The sequence below is a fragment of the Ruegeria sp. BG7 genome (genome assembly GCF_056535685.1).
Genome location: NZ_JBQFIU010000002.1, coordinates 549,895 through 569,541, shown reverse-complemented (window position 1 = coordinate 569,541; position 19,647 = coordinate 549,895). Strand labels below are relative to the sequence as shown.

Below are 19,647 nucleotides of genomic sequence, written 5' to 3'. Positions count from 1 at the left end.
CCCCTTTTCATACAGACCGCCGCGTGGACCATCCGTCCAGCAGCCGATCAAAGATTGCGTTGGCATAAAGCCCGTTGGACAGATGCACCCGGATGCCAGCCGCCGCAGGATGCGAGGCCCAAAGCGGGAAGGTTGACTGAGCCAGTGCCACTGCACCAAAGCTGATGAGCGCCAGTACGATCAGTGCCCATTCCAATGGTCCCGCAGCGGGTGTGGGTGGCAAAGTTCCGGCGGTCAGATGCTGCGCTGCAATTTGCAGAACGAAGTAGCTGACAGATGTTGCTCCGGCATAGATGACGGTGCGGCGGGTCAGGGCTCCGGGGGCTGCATCGGCAAATCCCTGCGCCAGCAGATAAGCGACGCCGAAGATCAGGATAACGCCCAGTGCGATGGCCTGAACCGATTTCCCATCGATCCCGAATACCGAAGCCACCGCGCCGTAGATCAAAATGCCGGTTGCGAAAGCCAGCAATACGTTGCGTGCGCTTGGCACAGCCACTAGCCCCGGCCGACGGATCGCCGCGACGTTGCGCACGGCTTCGCCGGCGCTTAGGAAGGCATGCGCTTTATAAAGTGAGTGCGCCACGATGTGCAGCAGCGCCAACGGGAACAGTGCCAGCCCGCATTGCATGATCATGAACGCCATCTGAGCGATTGTGGACCATGCCAGAGACGTCTTTACCGCTGGTTGTGTCAGCATCACCAGCCCGCCAAACAGTGCAGTGAACCCGCCCAGCATGACCAGCAATGCCATGATGCCCGGTGCAACCAGCATCACATCAGCAAAGCGGATCAACAGGAACCCACCGGCATTAATCACGCCTGCGTGCAGCAGTGCTGACACCGGTGTCGGTGCTTCCATAACCTCGGTCAGCCAGCCATGAACAGGGAACTGAGCCGACGCCAGCACGGCGGCCACTGCGATCAACAGGGCCGCAACAATTGTCACCACGGTTGGCTGTGCGGATGACAGGATCGTGGCGATATCGGTTGTTCCGTAGCCGATGATCAACAGGACTACGGCCAGCGCAAGTGCGGCCTCGCTAAGCCGCGCCACAACCGCCTTTTTGCGCGCTGCACGCTGTGCCGTAGTGCGTTCCGGGTAGAACAGCAGCAGTTGATGCAGCGCCAGGCTTGTTGCGATCCAGGCTGCAAGAAGTTGAGTGAGGTTGCCGGACATGACCAGCAAAAGAACGGAAGCAAGCGCAACGGACATCCATCCGGTGAAGGCGCCCTGTTTCTGTTCCCCATCCATGTAAGTCGCTGAATAACGCAGGACGATCCAGCCAATAAAGCTGACCAGAACCAGCATCGTGGCGCTTACCGCGTCCAACCGTACTGACAGTCCGACGCCCCAGAACCCGATCAGTGCCGATGTTCCGGATCCATTCGCAATCAGCAACACTGCAGATAGCGCAGACACAGCAAAAGCTGCCAACGCAGCCCATTCTGCGATTTTAGGTAAGTTGCCCGGGCGCATCCCCGGATGACGGCTGCAATAAAAAGCCGACCCTAAAAAGATCAGCGGACTCAGGAGGGGTAGAAGCAAATAGCTCATGCGTGTGTCCCTTGACGTTCGATACTGACTCGAATTGTTCAAGGAGACATATTTCGCGTGCCATCATATGAAAAATACATTGTTTGATTAATTATGTTCGGTTAGATAGAACGATATGCCGCTTAACTATCATCATCTCCGCTATTTCTGGGCGGTTGCCCATGACGGCAATCTGACCAGGACTGCACAACGTTTGAATCTGTCACAGTCCGCCTTGTCCGTGCAGATAAAGGAATTGGAAGATCGCCTTGGCCATCCCCTGTTTGAGCGCAGAGGCCGCAAGCTGCACCTGACCGAAGCCGGACATATCGCGCTGGACCACGCAGATGCGATTTTTGCGACAGGCCAGGAACTTGTGGCAACCTTACAGGATGAAGGAAACACGCGGCAGGCGCTGAGGGTGGGGGCGCAGTCTACCCTGTCGCGGAACTTTCAGATTCGCTTTTTGCGACCCATTTTGGCGCGTGTTGATGTTGAGGTCATCTTGAGGTCTGGCAGTCCAAGTGAGTTGCTGGAAGGGCTGGAAACGTTGAATTTCGACTTGGTCCTCATGAACCACGAACCCGCGAGTGACAGCCTGACCAGCTTTGTCACTCATCATCTGGCCGAACAACCAGTGAGTATCGTTGGAACCCCGGATCGCCTTGATCCGACGCGCCCGATACGGCATCTGTTGGAAGAACAACCTTTCATCCTGCCCACAACCAACAACAGTGTTCGTACTGCGTTTGACGCTATGGCCAGCCGCATGTCGGTACGGCCTCAGGTAGCTGCCGAGGTGGACGATATGGCCATGATGCGGCTTTTGGCGCGCGAGGATATCGGCTTGGCTCTGGTGGCTCCGATCGTTGTTCAGGATGAGCTGAACTCGGGCCGTTTGGTCGAGGCAAATGAGCATCCGAAGATCAAGGAAAACTTCCACGCAATTACGTTCAAGCGCCGGTTCCCTAATCCCTTGGTGCAGGAGCTTTTGTCACACGGACCAGACACGTAGGCCAATATCTGGCGTCAATCACCGCGCGCGGATTTGAACAGATATAGGAACACAAAAAGAGACCCGATCGACGTTGTTACGATACCTACGGGCAGTTCTTGAGGGGCCAAAAGCAGGCGGGACAGAATATCCGACATCGTCAGCAGGATCGCCCCGACGATAGCTGAGGTAATCAACAGGTTTCTGTGCAGCGTGCCGGCAATGCCCCGTGCAATATGAGGGACCATTAACCCGACAAAACCAATAACGCCGGCCACGGAAACAAAGCTCGCCGTCGCCAATGCCGCGACAAAGAACATACTAAATCGCAAGCCCTGAACGGGTATGCCAAGAGAGGACGCCGTGAAATCTCCGGTTAAAAGGGCATCCAGCCAGCGACTGCGGTAAAGAGCATAACTCAGGATCAGAGCCAGTCCGGTCAGAACCAGTGGGAATGTCTCCCACCGTGCAAGGCCCAACCCGCCAAGCATCCAGAAGATGACCGAATGCGCCGCGCGATTGTCGCCGGAAAAAATCAAATAGTTTGTGATGGCCGAGAACAGAAAGGACACGGCCAAACCGGCTAGAATCAGTTTTTCCGGCGCACTTGTGCGCAGGCCCTGAACCAGTGCCAGAACAATGCCCGAAGCAATCAAGCCTCCGCAAAATGCCGCCAAGGGCAGGGTCCAAATGCCCAGTACATCACCCGTGACGGTGATCACCAACACCGCCCCGGCAGCCGCGCCCGAGGACAGGCCAAACAAGAATGGATCGGCAAGATCGTTGCGCGTGGTTGTTTGCAAAACCACACCAACAACCCCCAATCCTGCCCCGATGACCGCGGCAAACAAGGCGCGGGGAAGGCGCAAGTCGAAAACGATCCGGTGAAGCGGGGACATGTCGCCATCGATCAGGCCTGTTCCTAGACCAATCGCGGCGACCACGTCCCGCACAGGAATATTTGTTGTTCCATAAACGATGGACAGCAGCAAAAGGGCGATCAGAACGATCGCCCCCAGCAAGATCGAACGGCCCAAATGGGCCATATCAGTTGGTCTCCGGGTGCATTGCCTTGACCATCTTTTCGATGGCCTCAATGTTTGCCGGGCCGGGTGTCAGCTCTTCGTAGCGCAGGCCGATCCAGCGCTCGTTCTTGACTGCATCGGTTTGAGACATGACGGGATGATCTTTCAGGAACTGGAAGGTATCTTCTGCACCGTTTCCTGTCTGATAGTCCAGCAGAACCAGGAATTCCGGGTTTGCAGCAGCCACGGTTTCCCACGACGTACGACCCCAGCTGGTGTCCATGTCATGGGTCACATTCTCTCCGCCTGCTGCGGCGATCATCGCGTCCGGTATCGCAAACTTACCAGCGGTAAACGGCGCATCTGCCGGCCCGTCCAACAGGAAGACACGTGGTTTGGGCAGATCAGCTGTTTTGGCTTCGATAGCGGCCAGTTGGTCTTTCCAGCCCGAGACAAGCTCTTGCGCCTTGGCTTCGACGCCCATGACCTGACCCAAACGCAGAACGTCGCCAAACAGCAGGTCCATACTGGCCTCTGGGCGATCCTTGCTCAGATGTACGCAGCTTTCGGTCAGAACCATGGTCTTGATGCCAAAGGGCGAAAGGGTGTCCGGAGTAACCTCGCCACCCGGCTGCATACCGTAATACCACCCTGCAAAGAACATGTCGGGTTCTACTGCGATGAGGTTCTCAACAGTAGGGTATTTTGGTGCAAGCTCTGGGATATCACCGCGCTGTGCATCAAAATCAGGGCTCGTCTTGTACCAGCCCGTGATGCCGGTCAGGCCCACGATCTTGTCTTGCAGGCCCAATGCGAACGCCATGTCGGTCATGTTCATGTCGTGGACAACGATCCGTTCGGGCGCGGTTTCAAAAACCAGCGGTTCGCCGCAATTGTCCACTGTGATGGCTTCTGCGACCGCGCCGCTTGCCAGGCCAGTGAACAGAGCCACAGGCCAAAGTTTCTGCATCATTGTAAGCTCCTGTTATGATGACAGTTTTCGTTTTCGAATATCCAGCGCTGGGATTATGCGGCCCTCATGCTGAAAGCACAGATAATCCACACCAAAGGTGTCGCGAACACGTTCTGAGGTCAGCACGTCGCTGACGGGCCCATAACCCGTCAGGCGTGTGGATTTCATCAAGGCCACATGCGTGGCGAATTCCGGGATCATGACCAGATCATGGACGATCATGACCACCGTGACGCCCAGCTCGGCCACCAAGGACAACATGTGCCCCTTGGCGTCTGGATCCAGGTGATTGGTCGGTTCGTCCAGAAACAACAGGGATGGGTTTTGTGCCAAAGCGCGCGCGATGTGAGCGCGCTGTCGCTCGCCACCCGATAGCTGGCTCATCGGCTTGCGGGAAAGATGAGACAATCCGGTTGTTTCCAGAACTCGATCAAGATCTACCTTGTGCTCGGTTGCCGATTTATCCGCCTGAATCGGGATTTGCCCAAGCGCAACATAGTCTCGCAAACGCAACCGACCGTCTGGCATTTCTTGCTGGCCTACGACCGCGATGGTTCGGGCACGCTCATGCGCGGACAAGGTGCGCAAGCTTTTGCCTCTTATAAGCACATCACCCAGTGCAATACGTTCTATTCCGCAAAGCAACTTGAGCAGTGTTGTTTTTCCCGCGCCATTCGGACCCGCAATTGCCAGAATCGAGCCCTCCTCCAAGCCGAAGGACACGTCCTGCAAAAGGACATCGCCGTTCAAAGCGTAATATTCGAGACCCTCGACCGACAGAAAACTCATGACACCCTCTCGGTTGGCAGGGCGGGTATTCGGGACAAGGTCTTGGTGAATAACGCGGGCGGGCGTTCGGTTGCACTTGTCCAGCCATCGGAACTAAGGCGGTATTGTCCGGCGAATTCCACCACTGCGTCCAGATCCAATTCCGTGTCGATGTCTCCAAACAGATACTGCGCCTTGCCCGGTGCCTGAAGGCCAATGGTGGTTGGTCGGGAACAACCTGCCATGCAATCAACTGTTCGAATTGCAAATCCTTCGGGCAATGTTTGCGCCAGTGCGCCAGTCACTTGATCGGTGGACATGGCACCTGTGCAGGTCGCACACACAAGAATGAAATGATCAGCGATTTTCGTCATTGCATGTAGCGCTTACTGCGGGTTGGATTGATATGCAATGTTATAACGTAACGTGGCATTGAATTAACGGCACCGCGGGATGCCTCAGCGCAGTAGGTATTGAAGAAGAGCTTATTTCTGTCAGTCACCTTTAACACTGTCCGCTCCGCTTGAAACCAAGCGCGGACAGAAGGTGCTACCAATGTAAACACGCGAAAAACGTGCCATCAAAGCCTCCTTCCAGGACGCCCCGCCCCGGGTTGGTTGAACATCGGATGGCAGGTCTCCTGACTTGCGGGTCAAGGCTCGGCCCACCTTCCCAACCCTTTCGGGGTCAGTGGCGTAATGGCGTCGCTCTCCGCTTACAGTTGCGGGGGCAGTCACGGACTTGGCAAAAAAACTGTGCCGCACCGTATTCCCATTTTCATCCCTTACGGAACCATCCCGCTCAGCTAGTCTCGTGGTGCTGGACTTGTCAAGCAAGAGAATGAGTGGCGTTTGACGAAATCACTTGGGCTCAGCCCAGTTGTCTGTCGGTTATTGTCAACCCGGTCTACGTCAGTAGTCGGAAACCAATAGGAAATCTGGCGCGGCATCTTCCTCAATCTTTGAAAATCGAGGGATCGGATCTTCGAACACATTATCCGTTCGATCATCATTCACAGTCGAAACCTCGCCGATAAGGCAATCACCGTGCTCGGCCCAGAACGCGTGCCAAACTCCGGGCATCAGGGTTACGCTTTGCCCTGGTTTCAGGCGTAGATGCTCACCTGGTTGCAACGTAACAGGGCAGGCATCGCTGGGCACTGTGACAGGCGTATGCCGGTCGATGCCACCTTCTGGGTCCGATGCATAAATCTCCATCACCAGATCGCCGCCGCCACGGTTGATGATGTCCTCTGCCTTGATGATGTGGCGATGCATCGGAGACAGTTGTTTGTCTTTCGAAATCAGCAATTTTTCTGCGTAAAGCATCCCGCGCCCAGACTGCAAATCATTCACTTCGCCGTTGCGCAGCGTGAAAAGAAACAGGCCCAGTTCATCAAACCGGCCCTGAGCGTAGTCGGTGATGTCCCACCCCAACCCGCGGCTGCGGATCGTTTGCGCCACTGGGCTGCGCATCTGTTCGGGTGACCAGTCTGCAAAAGGCGGCAGTACACCGCCAAAGGACTGGATGAACGCCTGCGCTTCGGATTTGATGCGATTTATGTCAGATCGTTTCATTGTTTTTTCCAAGAATTATAGCTCATGGTCCCAAGGCGGTTCCGCCCCAGCTCGAGATACGGTTACAGCTGCAACTTCGGCGCCCAGTTCCATGGCCGCGCGCAAAGAGTTGGCAGTTAAGTTGCGTACAGCAGGTTTTGTCAGATGCCCGGCGCGGCTGAGACCAGTGAGCACACCTGCATTGAACGTGTCGCCCGCACCGATCGTATCCACGACCTGCACCGGTTTTACCGGCACCGTCACTTGCGATCCATCCGCCAGATACCCGTTTGCGCCATCGCCGCCCCGGGTCACGATCAGCGCTGATGGTCCGGCTTGCAACAGCAAGGCTGCTTTGACTGCTTCGGGTTCCGCACCGGGAATGATCCAGTCCAGATCCTCGTCCGACACTTTCACGATATCGGACTGCGCGATCATGCGGTTCAAACGCGTTCGAAAGCGGGTTTGATCCTGAATAAAACCCGGACGAATGTTGGGATCCAACATGACAGGGCGGTCGTTTCCGTGTTGAGCCAACAAAGATGCATAGGCATCTGCACATGGCTCACACGCCAAGCTTATACCCCCAAGATACAATGCCGAGATGGCAGGGAGTTGGTCTGGCATATCTTCAGGTGCCAACATACGGCCAGCCGTGTTTTCATCAACGAAACTGTAGGTTGCGTGCCCATCTTCAAGTTGTACAAACGCAAGTGTAGTGGGACGATCCGAGACAATTACATGCGAAACGTCAACGTGGCTTGCCTTTAACGCGTTGATCAGCTGTTGACCAAACATATCCGTGGAGACACCGGTCAACATTCCCACGGACTCACCCAAGCGCCCCATGGCAACAGCGGTATTCAGGATCGCGCCACCCGTATGGGGCACAAAGCCGCGTACGCCGGACACTGTCGGCTCGGCAATCATGTCAATCAGGGCTTCCCCACAGCACAGGATCATTCCAACGTCCTCTCCCAGAGCCTCAAGCGCACAAGTCGTTCATCGCTTTAGTGCGTTTTTGCAAAAATTGTTCGCCCCGATGATGCCGAACTCGGCCTGTTCTGAGACGTAAAGGTTCAAGGATTTACGAAGCTCGCTGAACCGCCCGCCGCCATTGAATGCGTCCTTGAAATCCTGATCAAACAGCCAGCGGTTTTTCTCGGCGACCCCGCCGACAAGAAACACTCCACCAGCAGGCATAAGCGTGACAGCCATATCACCCATAAGCGCGCCCAGATGCGTTGTGAACATCTGCGCAGTTTTGACTGCGATGGGGTCCGAAGCATCGCGGGCTTCGGTCAAAATGTCTTTGGCGGAACGAAAAGACGACCGCCCGGTGCCCGCTGCCAACCCAACGGCCTGATACAGGATAGGAAGGCCAGTTCCGCTCAGAAACATCTCTGCTTCCAAAGCAAGGCTATCGCCAAAGAAACAGTCAGGAGCAATGTGACGGGCGGCTTCAAAGACGTCGACCTCGTCCCGGTGACGCGGGTACAGCCCAACATGCCCACCTTCGCCGGAAACTGTGTGATAGTGACCTTCGGAAAAAAGCAATGCTCCGACGCCAAGTCCGGTGCCGGGGCCAACCACCAAACGCGTGCCTGCTGGTGGTTTCGCCTGACCTTGCAAAACCGAAACTTCGTTCTGTGTGACGTCAGCAACTGACCATGCCGCGGCCGTAAAGTCATTGATAACAAAAGTATGTTCCGCCCCGGTCGCCTGCGCCAGTTCCAACTCGGACAAGTCCAAATTGGCGTTTGTAAGGCGGATGACGCCGTCTCTGACAGGACCAGCCCCGGCGGCAACAACCGCCTGAGGATTTGTGCCAACCTCATCGCGCAAAGCGTGAAATGCGTTCAGCAGATCATCCAGAGTTCCCGTTGGGTGCTTGCGCAGGTCTGTCAGTTCGCCGTTTGTCACAACGCCCAGACGTGTATTTGTTCCACCGATGTCCGCAACCAAATTCCAGTGCTCATGCACAGATCCGGATGGTTGCGCTAACGGCTGAGAGACGTTCTGCCCCTCTGAAAGGGCGGATGTAAGCGCCACGAACGACGCTTTGGGCGTTCTTTCCAGAGTTTCAAAATCCACGTCCACCAGTCCAAACCTTTTCTCGTATCCGAAGGCCCATTCGTAATTGTCCAGCAGAGACCAGACAAAATAGCCTTTAACCGGAACACCTTGTGCCAAAGCGTCCTGCACGGCTGCAAGGTGTGTATCAAGATATTCGATACGGTCCTCATCCCGCACGCGCTCTGCGCTCGCCATTCCGTTTTCGGTGATATAGATTGGTAGCCCGCCCGTATAGTCCTTCTGTGTGCGAACCAGGAAACGGTTTAGGGCAGAAGGGTCTATTTCCCAACCCATTTGCGTTTTTGGCAATGGTCCTGGAACATCCGTCAAGCTGGGCCATGCGGAATCGTTCGAGGCAATCAGCTTTCGCGTGTAGTAGTTCAATCCGCACCAATCGACCGGTGTGCCAATTGTCTCGAAATCATCCTGCCAGCCAGAGGGCAAGTGTGGTTCAAGGCCGTCCAGTACCAATTTAGGATACTCTTTCCTGAATACACCACCAAGAAAGAACCGATTGTAAATCGCGTCATACCGGTCCGCTGCAAGTCGCGCTTCGACGCTCTCATCGGCGGGTTCTGCCCATTCAAGGTTGAACACCGCACCAAGGTTGCTCATGCCAAGGCTGCGCATGGCTTGAATGGCGCGTCCATGAGCAAGCAAAACGTGATGCATTGCGCGGGCCGTGGCGCGAATATCGCGCAAACCGGGCGCATGATGGCCCTCGAAATGGCTGAGCCAACTGACACACCATGGCTCGTTGATTGGGGCCGCACTGAACATCCTGTCACCGATGCGGCCCATGATGATTTCGGTGAAGTCTGCGAACCATCCCGCGATGTCTCGGTTGCACCAGCCCCCCTGATCCGCAAGAGCGGAGGGCAGTTCCCAGTGATACAGCGTCACACACGGGCGGATTCCGCGGGCCAGCAGCGCGTCTGCCAGCCGGTCATAGTAATCCAGCCCGGCTTGATTGATCTGGCCGCGACCTTCCGGCATGACACGCGCCCAGCTGGTTGAGAACCGATAACAGTCAAAACCGGCCTCGCGCACCAGATCAAAATCCTGCTCGAACCGGTTCAGGTGGTCGCAGGCCAGATCGCCGTTTTCCTCACGCACCACATTGCCGGGTGAGGCCGCAAATGTATCCCAGTGCGTTCGCCCGGCACCACCCTGTGCATGCCCTTCGATTTGATAAGCCGAGGTTGCGACCCCGAAAAGGAAATCTTTTGGGAAGTCAGCGCGAGAATGTTTCATGATTACGTCCTGTTGGGCGCAGGGCCAGTCGAGCGGCCAACAACCAGTTCGGCCTCAAGTAATTTGGTATTGGGCGGACCATCTGGAGACTTTATCCGATCAATCAGCATCTCTGCGGCCATTTCCCCGGCTTGGCGGACAGATGATCGAGTCGCTGTGAAAATAGGGATGTCTTGCCCGTTCTTCAGATACGAAAGGTCATCGTCATGTGCGATGACCGAAACGTCGCGCCCCATAACTAAGCCTGCTTCGTCAATCGCGCGTCTGACCCCGATGGCGGAAATCATCGAGGATGCCAAAATAGCTGTTGGAGGGTCATCAAGCTGCAACATGCCGTGCGTTTCCCGATGCCCGAAAACCTCGGTCATCTCGGCACGGCGCATCAGGTCAGGGTCTGCGATTATACCGCCTTGCTCCAGTGCCGCCAGATACCCCGCACGTCTGCGCTGTGCAAAATCCATCTCCTCCAACCCGTTGATAAGGGCGATCCTGCGGTGTCCAAGATCAATCAAAAACCGGGTCGCCCGCAAAAACGAGCTTTTGTTGTTTACATCTATCCAGTCGTAAGGCGTATCCGCGCCCGTTGAACGCCCATGCACGATGAACGGCACTCTCATGCGTTTGAGGACAGCGATCCGAGCTTCGTTCACTTTTGGACCTTGCAGCACAATACCATCAACGGCCCCTCGCTGAAAAAGGCTGCGATAGGCTTCTTCGATCGAGGTATCGTCAGCGTTGGTGAACATCATGTCGTACCCATGTTCGGCATATTTCTTTGCTGCTCCGGCGACAAAATCTCCGAAGATCGGGTTCACCATTTCATGTTGCGACGAACTGGGGATCACATGTCCGATAACCATGGATCGACCTGTTGCCAGCCCTTTTGCTCGGCTGTTGGGACGATACCCATGTTTCTGAGCGGCGGCTTGCACACGTACACGCGTTCCCTCGCTGACCTCGGGATAGCCGTTCAGCGCACGGCTTACCGTTGTTTGCGAAAGACCCAGAATTTCTGAGAGCTGCTTCAGGTTCATTTTGCTATTCAAAGCGCCTTCAATTGTGTGCTCGCACTTGTTGTGTGGGCAATTTAAGCGTCCGTCAACTTGTTTTGCCGCAATTGCCAGATTTATTAATATTGCTGGATCGGGAAAGCGAATTATTGACAGAGAGAAAATGTTAGCGGATAACACATCGCATCCAAAGCGCTTTGAAACTGAGTCTGCAAGCGCGCGAAAACTTGGGAGGAGGATGAGATGAGACACTCGCTTTATGCAGGTGCGGCGGTGTTCGCCCTGATGGCTGGATCTGTTCAGGCGGAAGGTGAATTGATCCACGCCGTAGGTGAGGGCAGCTTTGACTGGGACGGGTTTCAGGCTTTTGCCGATGCAAACGATCTGTCCGGGGAAAGCCTGACCATTTTTGGTCCCTGGCTGGCGGGTGAAGGCAAATCCTTTGAGAACCTTGTTGCGTATTTCGACGAAGCAACAGGCGCGAATTCCAGCTATGTGGGTTCAGATTCGCTTGAGCAGCAAATCCTCATTGACGCGGCAGCAGGCTCGGCGCCGAACCTGACGGTGTTTCCACAGCCCGGTCTGGCCGCAAACCTTGCGAAGCAGGGGTATCTGACACCGCTGGCCGAAGGATCGGCTGACTGGATCAAAGATAACTTTGCCGCAGGTCAGTCCTGGGTCGATCTGGGCACCTTCGAGAACGATCAAGGTGCTGCCGAGTTCTATGGTTTCTTCTTCAACGTGAACGTGAAATCTCTGGTCTGGTACATCCCGGAGAATTTTGAAGATTTCGGGTACGACGTGCCTCAGACCATGGAAGAGTTCAAAGCGCTGATGGACCAGATGGTCGAAGATGGCGAAACTCCGCTATGCGTTGGCCTGGCATCGGGTGGCGCGACCGGTTGGCCTGCAACCGACTGGGTAGAGGACCTGATGCTGCGCACCCAGCCGCCGGAAGTCTATGACCAGTGGGTGTCGAATGAGATGAAGTTTGACGATCCTCGGGTGATCGCCGCAATTGAGGAATATGGCAGCTTTACTCGCAACGATGACTATGTTGTCGGGGATGCTGACGACACCGCCGCGATTGACTTTCGCGACAGCCCCAAGGGTTTGTTCGACAGCCCTCCGGCCTGCATGATGCACCGCCAAGCGTCGTTTATTCCGGCGTACTTCCCTGAGGGCACTGAATTGGGCGTTGATGCCGATTTCTTCTATTTCCCGGCTTATGCAGAAAAGGATCTGGGTACTCCGGTACTTGGGGCGGGCACGCTGTTTACCGTCACCAACCCGAATCCTGCCGCCGAAGCGTTCATGGAGTTCCTCAAGACACCTTTTGCGCATGAGATCATGATGTCTCAAGACGGCTTCCTGACGCCTCACCTGGGTGCTAACCCTGAAAACTATTCCAACGACACCCAGCGTGGGCAGGGTGAAATCCTGACCAATGCCACCACTTTCCGCTTTGACGGGTCTGACCTGATGCCGGGTGCCGTTGGTGCGGGAACGTTCTGGACCGGGATGGTGGATTATTCGTCGGGTGCAAAAGACGCAGCCACCGTGGCCAGCGAAATCCAGTCGTCCTGGGACGCGGCCAAGTAATCAACCGCTGGGGCGGTCTAAGGATCGCCCCACTTGCCAAACGGATGAGCGCACCATGACACCGGCACTTCAAGGCCTGCTGACGATCGCCATCGGCGTGTCGGGTTGTGTGGGCTATTTCTACCTCTCCAACCAGTTTCTGGACAAAGTCCTGTTCCCGCCGCGCGGGCCGAATGCGGGGCGCAACATCAACCGGGCCAACATGATCCGGCCATGGCTGTTTCTGTTCCCTGCGCTGGCTGCGCTGGGGCTGTATCTGGCCTATCCGGTTGTTGAAACCCTGCGCCTGTCACTCACGGAGCGTGTGCCCGGCGGCGGGTACAAGTGGGTCGGTTTGGACAATTACTCGCAAATGGCGGCTGAGCCCAAATTTTGGGAGGCCATGCGCAACAACATGTTCTGGCTGATCGTTGTGCCGGCTATGTCAACGGCCTTTGGTCTGCTTGTTGCGCAACTGACTGACCGCATCCGCTGGGGCAACTTCGCCAAATCTCTGATCTTCATGCCGATGGCGATTTCTTTTGTCGGCGCTTCAGTGATCTGGAAACTGGTCTATGATGCGCGACCTGCAGAACAAGACCAGATTGGCATCCTGAACGCGCTCTATATCTTTTTTGGCGGGGCCGAACCGCAAACCTGGCTGACGGTCCCGTTCTGGAACAGCTTTTTCCTGATGATCGTTTTGGTCTGGATTCAGACCGGTTTTGCCATGGTCATCCTTTCGGCAGCCTTGCGGGGCATCCCCGAAGAAACCATTGAAGCAGCCATTCTGGACGGCGCGAATCCGTTCCAGATCTTCTTCAAGATCAAGGTACCCCAGATCAAGACAACCATCCTTGTGGTTTGGACGACGATCACAATCACCGTGCTCAAGGTCTTTGACATCGTTTTCGCGATGACCAACGGCCAGTGGGAGACACAGGTGCTGGCAAACTACATGTACGACAAGCTTTTCCGGGCCAATGACTGGGGCGTCGGATCAGCCTCGGCCATGGTGATTATGCTGCTGGTTGCTCCGATCCTCGTCTGGAACGTGCGCAATGCCCGCAAGGAGATGGAGTAAGCCATGAGCGATATTGCAGGAACCAAACCGGCGCTCAGATGGGTTGTACACCTTTCGGTCATCTTTCTTGTGGTGTTGTGGGTCATTCCAACTTTGGGTCTGTTGGTCTCGTCCTTTCGGACAGCCGACCAAATCTCATCAAGCGGGTGGTGGCGATCGCTGTTTCCATCCGAGCAGAACCTGACCCTTCGCAGCGCCGCACCTGAAACACAGGTGTTGGAAAACGGCGTATACGTGATTGAAGGCCAATTGTTTGACGCGGGCGAGCAGGCAAAGATTTCGAGCTGGGGCATCAGTGCGCGCGAAGTCGACGCCTTTGCGCCCGGCCAAACGGCTGAACTACGCCGAGGTGGCACGATCACAGTGGACGCTGATGGTTATTACCGGATGGAAAACACCGAAGAGTTCTCCGGAAACCGCGGCGCACGTATCTTTGTGACGGCTGAGTTGCCGCCCGAGTTCACTTTGGACAACTACCAGAAAGTTCTTCTGGATCAAAGCAGTACGGACAGCATGGCCAAGGCGTTCTTCAATACGCTGACCGTGACGATCCCGGCAACAATCATCCCGATTCTGGTTGCCGCCTTTGCGGCCTATGCGCTGGCTTGGATGGATTTTCCCGGTCGGGCGTTGTTAATCGCGGCGGTTGTTGGGCTGTTGGTTGTTCCGCTTCAGCTTGCCCTGATCCCCTTGCTGAAATTCCACCTGAATATCGGCATCGGCAAGGGTTATCTGGGCGTCTGGCTGGCACATACCGGGTTCGGGATGCCTTTGGCGATTTATCTGCTTCGCAACTACATGGCCGGATTGCCGCGTGACCTGATCGAAAATGCCCGCGTCGACGGCGCCACTGAATTCCAGATCTTCACCAAACTGATCCTGCCGCTCAGCTTCCCGGCGCTGGCGTCTTTCGCGATCTTCCAGTTCCTTTGGACATGGAACGACCTTCTGGTTGCGAAGGTCTTCCTGATCGACGCGACAGGCCAGACGACCGTGATGACCAACCGCATCGTCGAGCTTTTGGGGACGCGAGGTGGCAACTGGGAAATTCTTGCGACCGCCGCTTTTGTCTCGATCTTTGTGCCGCTGGTCGTTTTCTTCGCAATGCAAAAATACCTGGTCCGGGGCCTGTTGGCCGGATCTGTAAAATAGAGGCGTCTGATGAACGTGCAGAACAACTTTGAACACAGCAAAGCAACAAAACTGTCTTCGGATTGGTGGCGAGGAGGGGTGATCTATCAGATCTACCCGCGCAGTTTTCAGGACAGCAACGGCGATGGGATCGGTGACTTGAAAGGCATCACCGCGCGACTGGATTATATCGCGTCGCTCGGCGTTGATGCGATCTGGATCTCACCGTTTTTCAAGTCACCAATGAAAGACTTTGGATACGATGTCAGCGATTATCGCGATGTCGACCCCATGTTCGGAACGCTGGAGGACTTCAAAGAGCTTCTGGATCAGGCGCATGCCAAAGGACTGAAGATCATGATCGATCTGGTTCTGTCGCACACGTCGGACCAGCACCCTTGGTTCAGCGAAAGCCGCAGCAGCCGTGAAAACCCGAAATCCGACTGGTATGTATGGGCTGACCCCAAGCCGGATGGCACACCACCAAACAACTGGCTTTCGATCTTTGGCGGCTCGGCGTGGCAATGGGATTCTCGCCGCCTGCAGTACTATCTGCACAACTTCCTGACATCGCAGCCGGATTTGAACTTCCACTGCCCGGATGTTCAGGATGCTTTGTTGGACGTCGCACGGTTCTGGCTTGATCTTGGTGTAGACGGCTTTCGGTTGGACACAATCAATTTTTACTTCCATGACAAGGAACTGCGCAACAACCCAGCCCTGCCAATGGATCAGCGCAACGCGTCGATTGCACCAGCAGTCAACCCGTACAACCATCAGGACCACCTGTTCTCGAAAAGCCAACCCGAAAATATCGCATTCCTTGAACGGCTGCGCGCGCTGACGGACGCATACGAAGGCCGCGCGTGCCTGGGCGAGGTCGGCGATGCGCAGCGTGGGCTCGAGATCATGGGCGAATACACCTCGGGCGACAAGCGGATGCACATGTGCTATGCGTTTGAGTTTCTCGAGAAACGCGCACTGACGGCAAGTTACACCAAACATGTCTTTGACCAATTGCAGGCCAAGGCAGGGGATGCATGGCCCTGTTGGGCGTTTTCGAACCATGACGTGCAACGCCATGCCTCTCGCTGGAATTTGGATGATACCGCGGCCCGGCAACATGCGGTTCTCATGATGTGCCTACGTGGCTCGGCTTGCCTGTATCAAGGCGAAGAATTGGGCCTGCACGAAGCAGATGTGCCGTTTGAGAAGCTACAAGATCCCTATGGCATCGAGTTCTGGCCCGAATTCAAAGGCCGCGACGGTTGCCGTACGCCAATGGTTTGGCAAGCGCAGGATGAACAGTCCGGCTTCAGCACCGCAGAACCCTGGCTGCCGGTCAGCGTCCAGCAGGCTGAGCACGCGGTAGACCGGGCCGAGGCGGATCCGCAATCGATGCTGAACCACTATCGCCGCGCCATTGCACTGCGTCATGCACACCCGGCTTTGGCATCTGGACGCCTGTCTGAGATGAACGAAATAGGTCCGGTTCTGACTTTCCTGCGTGAGGATAGTTCCGAGCAAGTTTTCTGTGCGTTCAACCTCGGATCAGACACCACAGAGGTGAAGGTACCGGACGGCGATTGGCAGTCCATCGGTCTGGAATTGGGTGGCATTCAAGGCGACAATTCAATCACTTTGGCGGCTTCGCAATTCTGCCTGATGGTTCGGGGAAAGGGATAAGACATGTCTGAACTCAACCTAACGGATGTCGCCAAGTCTTATGGCCCTGTTGACGTTCTGAAGAACATCAATCTCGACATTGAGCAGGGCGAACTGATCGTTTTTGTTGGTCCTTCCGGTTGTGGGAAATCCACTCTGCTTCGGATGATTGCCGGTTTAGAAAAGATTACAGGCGGCACGCTGGAAATCGAAGGGCAGGTCATGAACGATGTGCCGCCCGCACAACGGGGCATCGCGATGGTTTTTCAAAGCTACGCCCTGTATCCCCACATGACCGTGCGCGAAAACATGGCGTTTGCCCTGAAAATCGCCAAGATGCCTACGGCCGAGATTGACGCTGCGGTAGAGCGTGCCGCCAAGATTCTGCAACTGGACCCCTTTCTGGACCGGTTGCCCAAAGCTCTATCCGGCGGTCAGCGACAACGTGTTGCGATCGGGCGCGCGATCGTGCGCGACCCGAAAGTGTATCTGTTTGATGAGCCTCTGTCGAACCTTGACGCAGCCCTCCGGGTCGCCACACGGATCGAAATCGCGCGGCTGAAAGAGGCCATGCCCGACAGCACCATGATCTACGTCACCCACGATCAGGTCGAAGCGATGACATTGGCCAGCCGAATTGTGGTTTTGGCCAACAAGGGCATTGCGCAGGTTGGCACGCCGCTTGAACTTTATGAAACGCCCGACAACGAGTTTGTGGCCCAATTCATTGGCTCGCCTTCAATGAACCTTTTGCCCGGAACGATCACCGGAACGGGGGCGACAACGACTGTCGAGCTTGCCTCGGGCGGCACCGCCGTTTCCGCGATTCCGACCGAGGACAGTGATCAGGGTAAGCAGGTCAAGATCGGGGTGCGCCCTGAAGACTTTGTCATCACAGAAAGCACCGCGATCCTGACTGGAACCGTTGATTTCACCGAGGCTTTGGGTGAAGTCACACTGTTGTACTTTGAAAAAACCGCGGACGCAGAAGCGCCAATTGCCAAACTGCCTGGTGTTCAAAGGAATATGCGCGGACAAACGGTTTCCGTGACCGCAGCCCCTGAAAAAGTACACCTGTTCCACAACGGCGTATCGATGCGAAAGTGATAGCAACTGGCGTTCAACGCGACGCTTGACAACGCGATAGTTCGTATTCCACCATAATTGAAACGTTTCAATGGTGGTGAATGAGAGTTTCAGCCCAGCTTTATACCGTCCGGCAATGTGGCGATCTGTCAGATCAGCTGCGTCTGGTTGCAGCTTGCGGTTTTACTGATGTCGAAACCACTGGCCTGCATGATCTCAGCCCGCGGCAGATGGCACGCATTGTTCATCAATCGGGTTTAAATGTTCGGTCGGCGCATTTTGACTGGGAAGAGTTCGACACCCGTTTCGACGAGGTCGTCGAAGTTCTGGGTCTTTTGGAATGCCAGGTGGCCGTCATGCCTTGGCTGGCGCCCCAGGTGCGGCCCGACACTGCCCGGGGATGGATGGCAGTGTCGGGCCAGTTGTCTGAATGGGCTGATCAGCTTAGTGAACACGGCATCCGCCTTGCCTATCACAATCATGATTTTGATTTGGTGGGAAACCCCGGTGAAACGCCTCTGGATCAAATACTGGCTCAGGGGAAAGTTTATTGGCAGCCGGATGTCGGCTGGCTGCAAGCTGCTGGCCTGAACCCTGCGGCAACACTCACTCTCCACGCGGACCGAATCCTGTCGGTCCATGCAAAAGACATCGATCCGGATGCTGGGACAGGTGACGAATGTTGGCGCGATCTGGGTGAGGGCGTTGTGGACTGGGGCGCCACATTAAATGCCCTCGCGCACAGCAACTGCACCGATCTGTTTGTAGAACATGACGAAAGTTCTAATCACAGACGCACGTTGAACACAGGGCGGATGTTCCTGACCGAACAGCTGATCGGGGCCACCTGATGGCGCGGGCGACGATCAAATCGATTGCCAAGAAGACAGGCTATTCTGTTGGCACAGTCTCGAACGCGTTGCGGGATGCCCCGTCAGTGAAACAAGAAACGCGGGAGGAGGTTCAAAAGGCCGCCGCCGCCTTAGGCTATCGCGTCAACCTGGATGGGCTCAAGCTGCGCACCAACAAATCCTATCGGATCGCGGTATTGGTGAGCGTGTCGGAAGAGTCCGCCGAGGAATGGGAAGGCGTAGAATTCACGCGTATTTTGGCCGGAATTTCAGGCGCGGTTCAGGGGTCGCGCTATCAACTCAGCGTTTTCAGCATCAGCGAAAGCGACACTGAGCTGGAGACCTTGCGCTCAATCGTGCAAGAGGGTTTGGCCGACGGCGTGATCTTCTCGGGCACCCGTGTGAACGACCCGCGCATCGCATATTTGCAGGCCAAAAGATTCCCTTTCGTCACATATGGTATGAGCGACAGTACCCGGCCGCATGCCTATGTAGACCTCGACAGTCAGGCGGCTGCCTTCGATGCGACCGCGCGATTGATCCGCCTGGGTCATCTTCGGATCGCATTGATCAACCCTCCTGATGATCTGATCTATGCGCAACAACGACTTAAGGGTTATGCAGATGCTTTGTCAGAGGCAGGGGTAGGTTTCGACCCGACACTGATAGAAACCGGGCCAACGACAGCAGAGACAGGCCAAGTTTCCTTTTCGGCACTATTGAAACTGCCGAACCCACCAAGCGCTATAATTTGCGCTAACGAGGCGATGACCCTTGGCGCCTTGTCAGCCGCAGCCAAAACAGGAGTGAGGGTAGGGCAGGACGTTGTAGTCATTTCAAACGATGACCTGAAACTCAGCCAGTACTTTGTGCCCCCGCCCAGCACCTATTACCTGCCCATTGGTGAAACGAGCCGCCTGTTGGGAGAGTTCATGCTGAAAGCCTTGGACGGCGCTGACCCGCCAGAGATTCAAAAAAAGATCAGGGCCAAACTGATCGAGCGGCAACCTGACACACCTGCGTCACAAGATGCGCAAGTAACCTAGACCAACAGAG

At 55.7% G+C, this 19,647-nt stretch carries 17 protein-coding genes, 1 pseudogene and 1 riboswitch; of the genes and pseudogenes, 8 read left to right on the top strand and 10 right to left on the bottom strand.

Annotation, left to right across the window (positions count from 1 at the left end):
• Positions 1-7: 7 nt before the first annotated feature.
• The gene (locus ACR3EH_RS20395) at positions 8-1,558 is read right to left on the bottom strand and encodes a proton-conducting transporter transmembrane domain-containing protein (RefSeq protein ID WP_171185444.1); all 1,551 of its coding nucleotides are present in this window, start codon (positions 1,556-1,558) and stop codon (positions 8-10) included.
• A 115-nt stretch (positions 1,559-1,673) separates the two neighbouring features.
• On the opposite strand from ACR3EH_RS20395, the gene ACR3EH_RS20390 reads away from it, so the two are divergent.
• Positions 1,674-2,552, top strand: coding sequence for a LysR family transcriptional regulator (locus tag ACR3EH_RS20390; RefSeq protein ID WP_171675964.1), 879 nt, complete (start codon positions 1,674-1,676; stop codon positions 2,550-2,552).
• Between the two features lie 14 nt (positions 2,553-2,566).
• Here ACR3EH_RS20390 and ACR3EH_RS20385 read toward each other — a convergent pair whose 3' ends face one another.
• From ACR3EH_RS20385 to ACR3EH_RS20345, 9 genes and pseudogenes are all read right to left on the bottom strand, one after another.
• Positions 2,567-3,577 (bottom strand): FecCD family ABC transporter permease, encoded by a 1,011-nt coding sequence (locus ACR3EH_RS20385; RefSeq protein ID WP_171094819.1) that lies wholly within the window; start codon positions 3,575-3,577, stop codon positions 2,567-2,569.
• Between the two features lies 1 nt (position 3,578).
• A complete protein-coding gene (locus tag ACR3EH_RS20380; protein WP_253746464.1) occupies positions 3,579-4,529 on the bottom strand; it encodes an ABC transporter substrate-binding protein in 951 nt (316 codons plus the stop codon).
• 12 nt (positions 4,530-4,541) lie between these two features.
• Positions 4,542-5,318, bottom strand: coding sequence for an ABC transporter ATP-binding protein (locus ACR3EH_RS20375; RefSeq protein WP_171185448.1), 777 nt, complete (start codon positions 5,316-5,318; stop codon positions 4,542-4,544).
• Entirely contained in the window at positions 5,315-5,671 is a 357-nt protein-coding gene (locus ACR3EH_RS20370; RefSeq protein ID WP_171185450.1) for a DUF1636 family protein, read from the bottom strand. Before ACR3EH_RS20370 ends, ACR3EH_RS20375 begins: the two co-directional genes overlap by 4 nt.
• 239 nt (positions 5,672-5,910) lie before the next feature.
• A riboswitch (cobalamin riboswitch) is annotated at positions 5,911-6,109 on the bottom strand.
• A gap of 99 nt (positions 6,110-6,208) precedes the next feature.
• Positions 6,209-6,874 (bottom strand): D-lyxose/D-mannose family sugar isomerase, encoded by a 666-nt coding sequence (locus ACR3EH_RS20365; protein ID WP_171185451.1) that lies wholly within the window; start codon positions 6,872-6,874, stop codon positions 6,209-6,211.
• Between the two features lie 15 nt (positions 6,875-6,889).
• Positions 6,890-7,816, bottom strand: coding sequence for a carbohydrate kinase family protein (locus ACR3EH_RS20360; RefSeq protein ID WP_171675966.1), 927 nt, complete (start codon positions 7,814-7,816; stop codon positions 6,890-6,892).
• Between the two features lie 39 nt (positions 7,817-7,855).
• Positions 7,856-8,836, bottom strand: coding sequence for a glucokinase (locus tag ACR3EH_RS20355; protein ID WP_371732126.1), 981 nt, complete (start codon positions 8,834-8,836; stop codon positions 7,856-7,858).
• Positions 8,837-8,881: 45 nt separating this feature from the next.
• Positions 8,882-10,183, bottom strand: a pseudogene (locus ACR3EH_RS20350) (GH1 family beta-glucosidase); the annotation flags it as partial.
• A gap of 2 nt (positions 10,184-10,185) precedes the next feature.
• Entirely contained in the window at positions 10,186-11,217 is a 1,032-nt protein-coding gene (locus ACR3EH_RS20345) for a LacI family DNA-binding transcriptional regulator (RefSeq protein ID WP_171185457.1), read from the bottom strand.
• A gap of 219 nt (positions 11,218-11,436) precedes the next feature.
• Between ACR3EH_RS20345 and ACR3EH_RS20340 the strand changes: the two genes are divergently transcribed.
• The 7 genes from ACR3EH_RS20340 to ACR3EH_RS20310 all read left to right on the top strand — a co-directional run bounded on the left by ACR3EH_RS20340 (position 11,437) and on the right by ACR3EH_RS20310 (position 19,637).
• Positions 11,437-12,795 (top strand): ABC transporter substrate-binding protein, encoded by a 1,359-nt coding sequence (locus tag ACR3EH_RS20340; RefSeq protein WP_171185459.1) that lies wholly within the window; start codon positions 11,437-11,439, stop codon positions 12,793-12,795.
• Positions 12,796-12,850: 55 nt separating this feature from the next.
• Positions 12,851-13,858: a carbohydrate ABC transporter permease gene (locus ACR3EH_RS20335; protein ID WP_171185461.1), complete on the top strand. Its 1,008-nt coding sequence runs from the start codon at positions 12,851-12,853 to the stop codon at positions 13,856-13,858.
• A 3-nt stretch (positions 13,859-13,861) separates the two neighbouring features.
• Positions 13,862-15,010: a carbohydrate ABC transporter permease gene (locus ACR3EH_RS20330; protein ID WP_171185463.1), complete on the top strand. Its 1,149-nt coding sequence runs from the start codon at positions 13,862-13,864 to the stop codon at positions 15,008-15,010.
• 9 nt (positions 15,011-15,019) lie between these two features.
• Positions 15,020-16,675 carry an alpha-glucosidase gene (locus ACR3EH_RS20325; RefSeq protein WP_171675968.1) on the top strand — a complete coding sequence of 552 codons (1,656 nt, stop codon included), beginning with the start codon at positions 15,020-15,022 and terminating at the stop codon, positions 16,673-16,675.
• A 3-nt stretch (positions 16,676-16,678) separates the two neighbouring features.
• Complete coding sequence (locus ACR3EH_RS20320) at positions 16,679-17,761, top strand: ABC transporter ATP-binding protein (RefSeq protein ID WP_171094797.1); 1,083 nt, start codon at positions 16,679-16,681, stop codon at positions 17,759-17,761.
• Between the two features lie 80 nt (positions 17,762-17,841).
• Positions 17,842-18,591, top strand: a complete 750-nt coding sequence (locus ACR3EH_RS20315; protein ID WP_171185466.1) for a sugar phosphate isomerase/epimerase family protein — start codon at positions 17,842-17,844, stop codon at positions 18,589-18,591.
• A complete protein-coding gene (locus ACR3EH_RS20310; protein WP_171185468.1) occupies positions 18,591-19,637 on the top strand; it encodes a LacI family transcriptional regulator in 1,047 nt (348 codons plus the stop codon). Before ACR3EH_RS20315 ends, ACR3EH_RS20310 begins: the two co-directional genes overlap by 1 nt.
• Positions 19,638-19,647: the final 10 nt, after the last annotated feature.

Coding starts and splice junctions, on each gene's coding strand:
- ACR3EH_RS20370 (WP_171185450.1), bottom strand. CDS start 5,671: ATGACGAAAATCGCTGATCATTTCATTCTTGTGTGTGCGACCTGCACA.
- ACR3EH_RS20380 (WP_253746464.1), bottom strand. CDS start 4,529: ATGATGCAGAAACTTTGGCCTGTGGCTCTGTTCACTGGCCTGGCAAGC.
- ACR3EH_RS20325 (WP_171675968.1), top strand. CDS start 15,020: ATGAACGTGCAGAACAACTTTGAACACAGCAAAGCAACAAAACTGTCT.
- ACR3EH_RS20345 (WP_171185457.1), bottom strand. CDS start 11,217: ATGAACCTGAAGCAGCTCTCAGAAATTCTGGGTCTTTCGCAAACAACG.
- ACR3EH_RS20335 (WP_171185461.1), top strand. CDS start 12,851: ATGACACCGGCACTTCAAGGCCTGCTGACGATCGCCATCGGCGTGTCG.
- ACR3EH_RS20395 (WP_171185444.1), bottom strand. CDS start 1,558: ATGAGCTATTTGCTTCTACCCCTCCTGAGTCCGCTGATCTTTTTAGGG.
- ACR3EH_RS20315 (WP_171185466.1), top strand. CDS start 17,842: ATGAGAGTTTCAGCCCAGCTTTATACCGTCCGGCAATGTGGCGATCTG.
- ACR3EH_RS20310 (WP_171185468.1), top strand. CDS start 18,591: ATGGCGCGGGCGACGATCAAATCGATTGCCAAGAAGACAGGCTATTCT.
- ACR3EH_RS20330 (WP_171185463.1), top strand. CDS start 13,862: ATGAGCGATATTGCAGGAACCAAACCGGCGCTCAGATGGGTTGTACAC.
- ACR3EH_RS20365 (WP_171185451.1), bottom strand. CDS start 6,874: ATGAAACGATCTGACATAAATCGCATCAAATCCGAAGCGCAGGCGTTC.
- ACR3EH_RS20375 (WP_171185448.1), bottom strand. CDS start 5,318: ATGAGTTTTCTGTCGGTCGAGGGTCTCGAATATTACGCTTTGAACGGC.
- ACR3EH_RS20390 (WP_171675964.1), top strand. CDS start 1,674: ATGCCGCTTAACTATCATCATCTCCGCTATTTCTGGGCGGTTGCCCAT.
- ACR3EH_RS20360 (WP_171675966.1), bottom strand. CDS start 7,816: ATGATCCTGTGCTGTGGGGAAGCCCTGATTGACATGATTGCCGAGCCG.
- ACR3EH_RS20320 (WP_171094797.1), top strand. CDS start 16,679: ATGTCTGAACTCAACCTAACGGATGTCGCCAAGTCTTATGGCCCTGTT.
- ACR3EH_RS20385 (WP_171094819.1), bottom strand. CDS start 3,577: ATGGCCCATTTGGGCCGTTCGATCTTGCTGGGGGCGATCGTTCTGATC.
- ACR3EH_RS20340 (WP_171185459.1), top strand. CDS start 11,437: ATGAGACACTCGCTTTATGCAGGTGCGGCGGTGTTCGCCCTGATGGCT.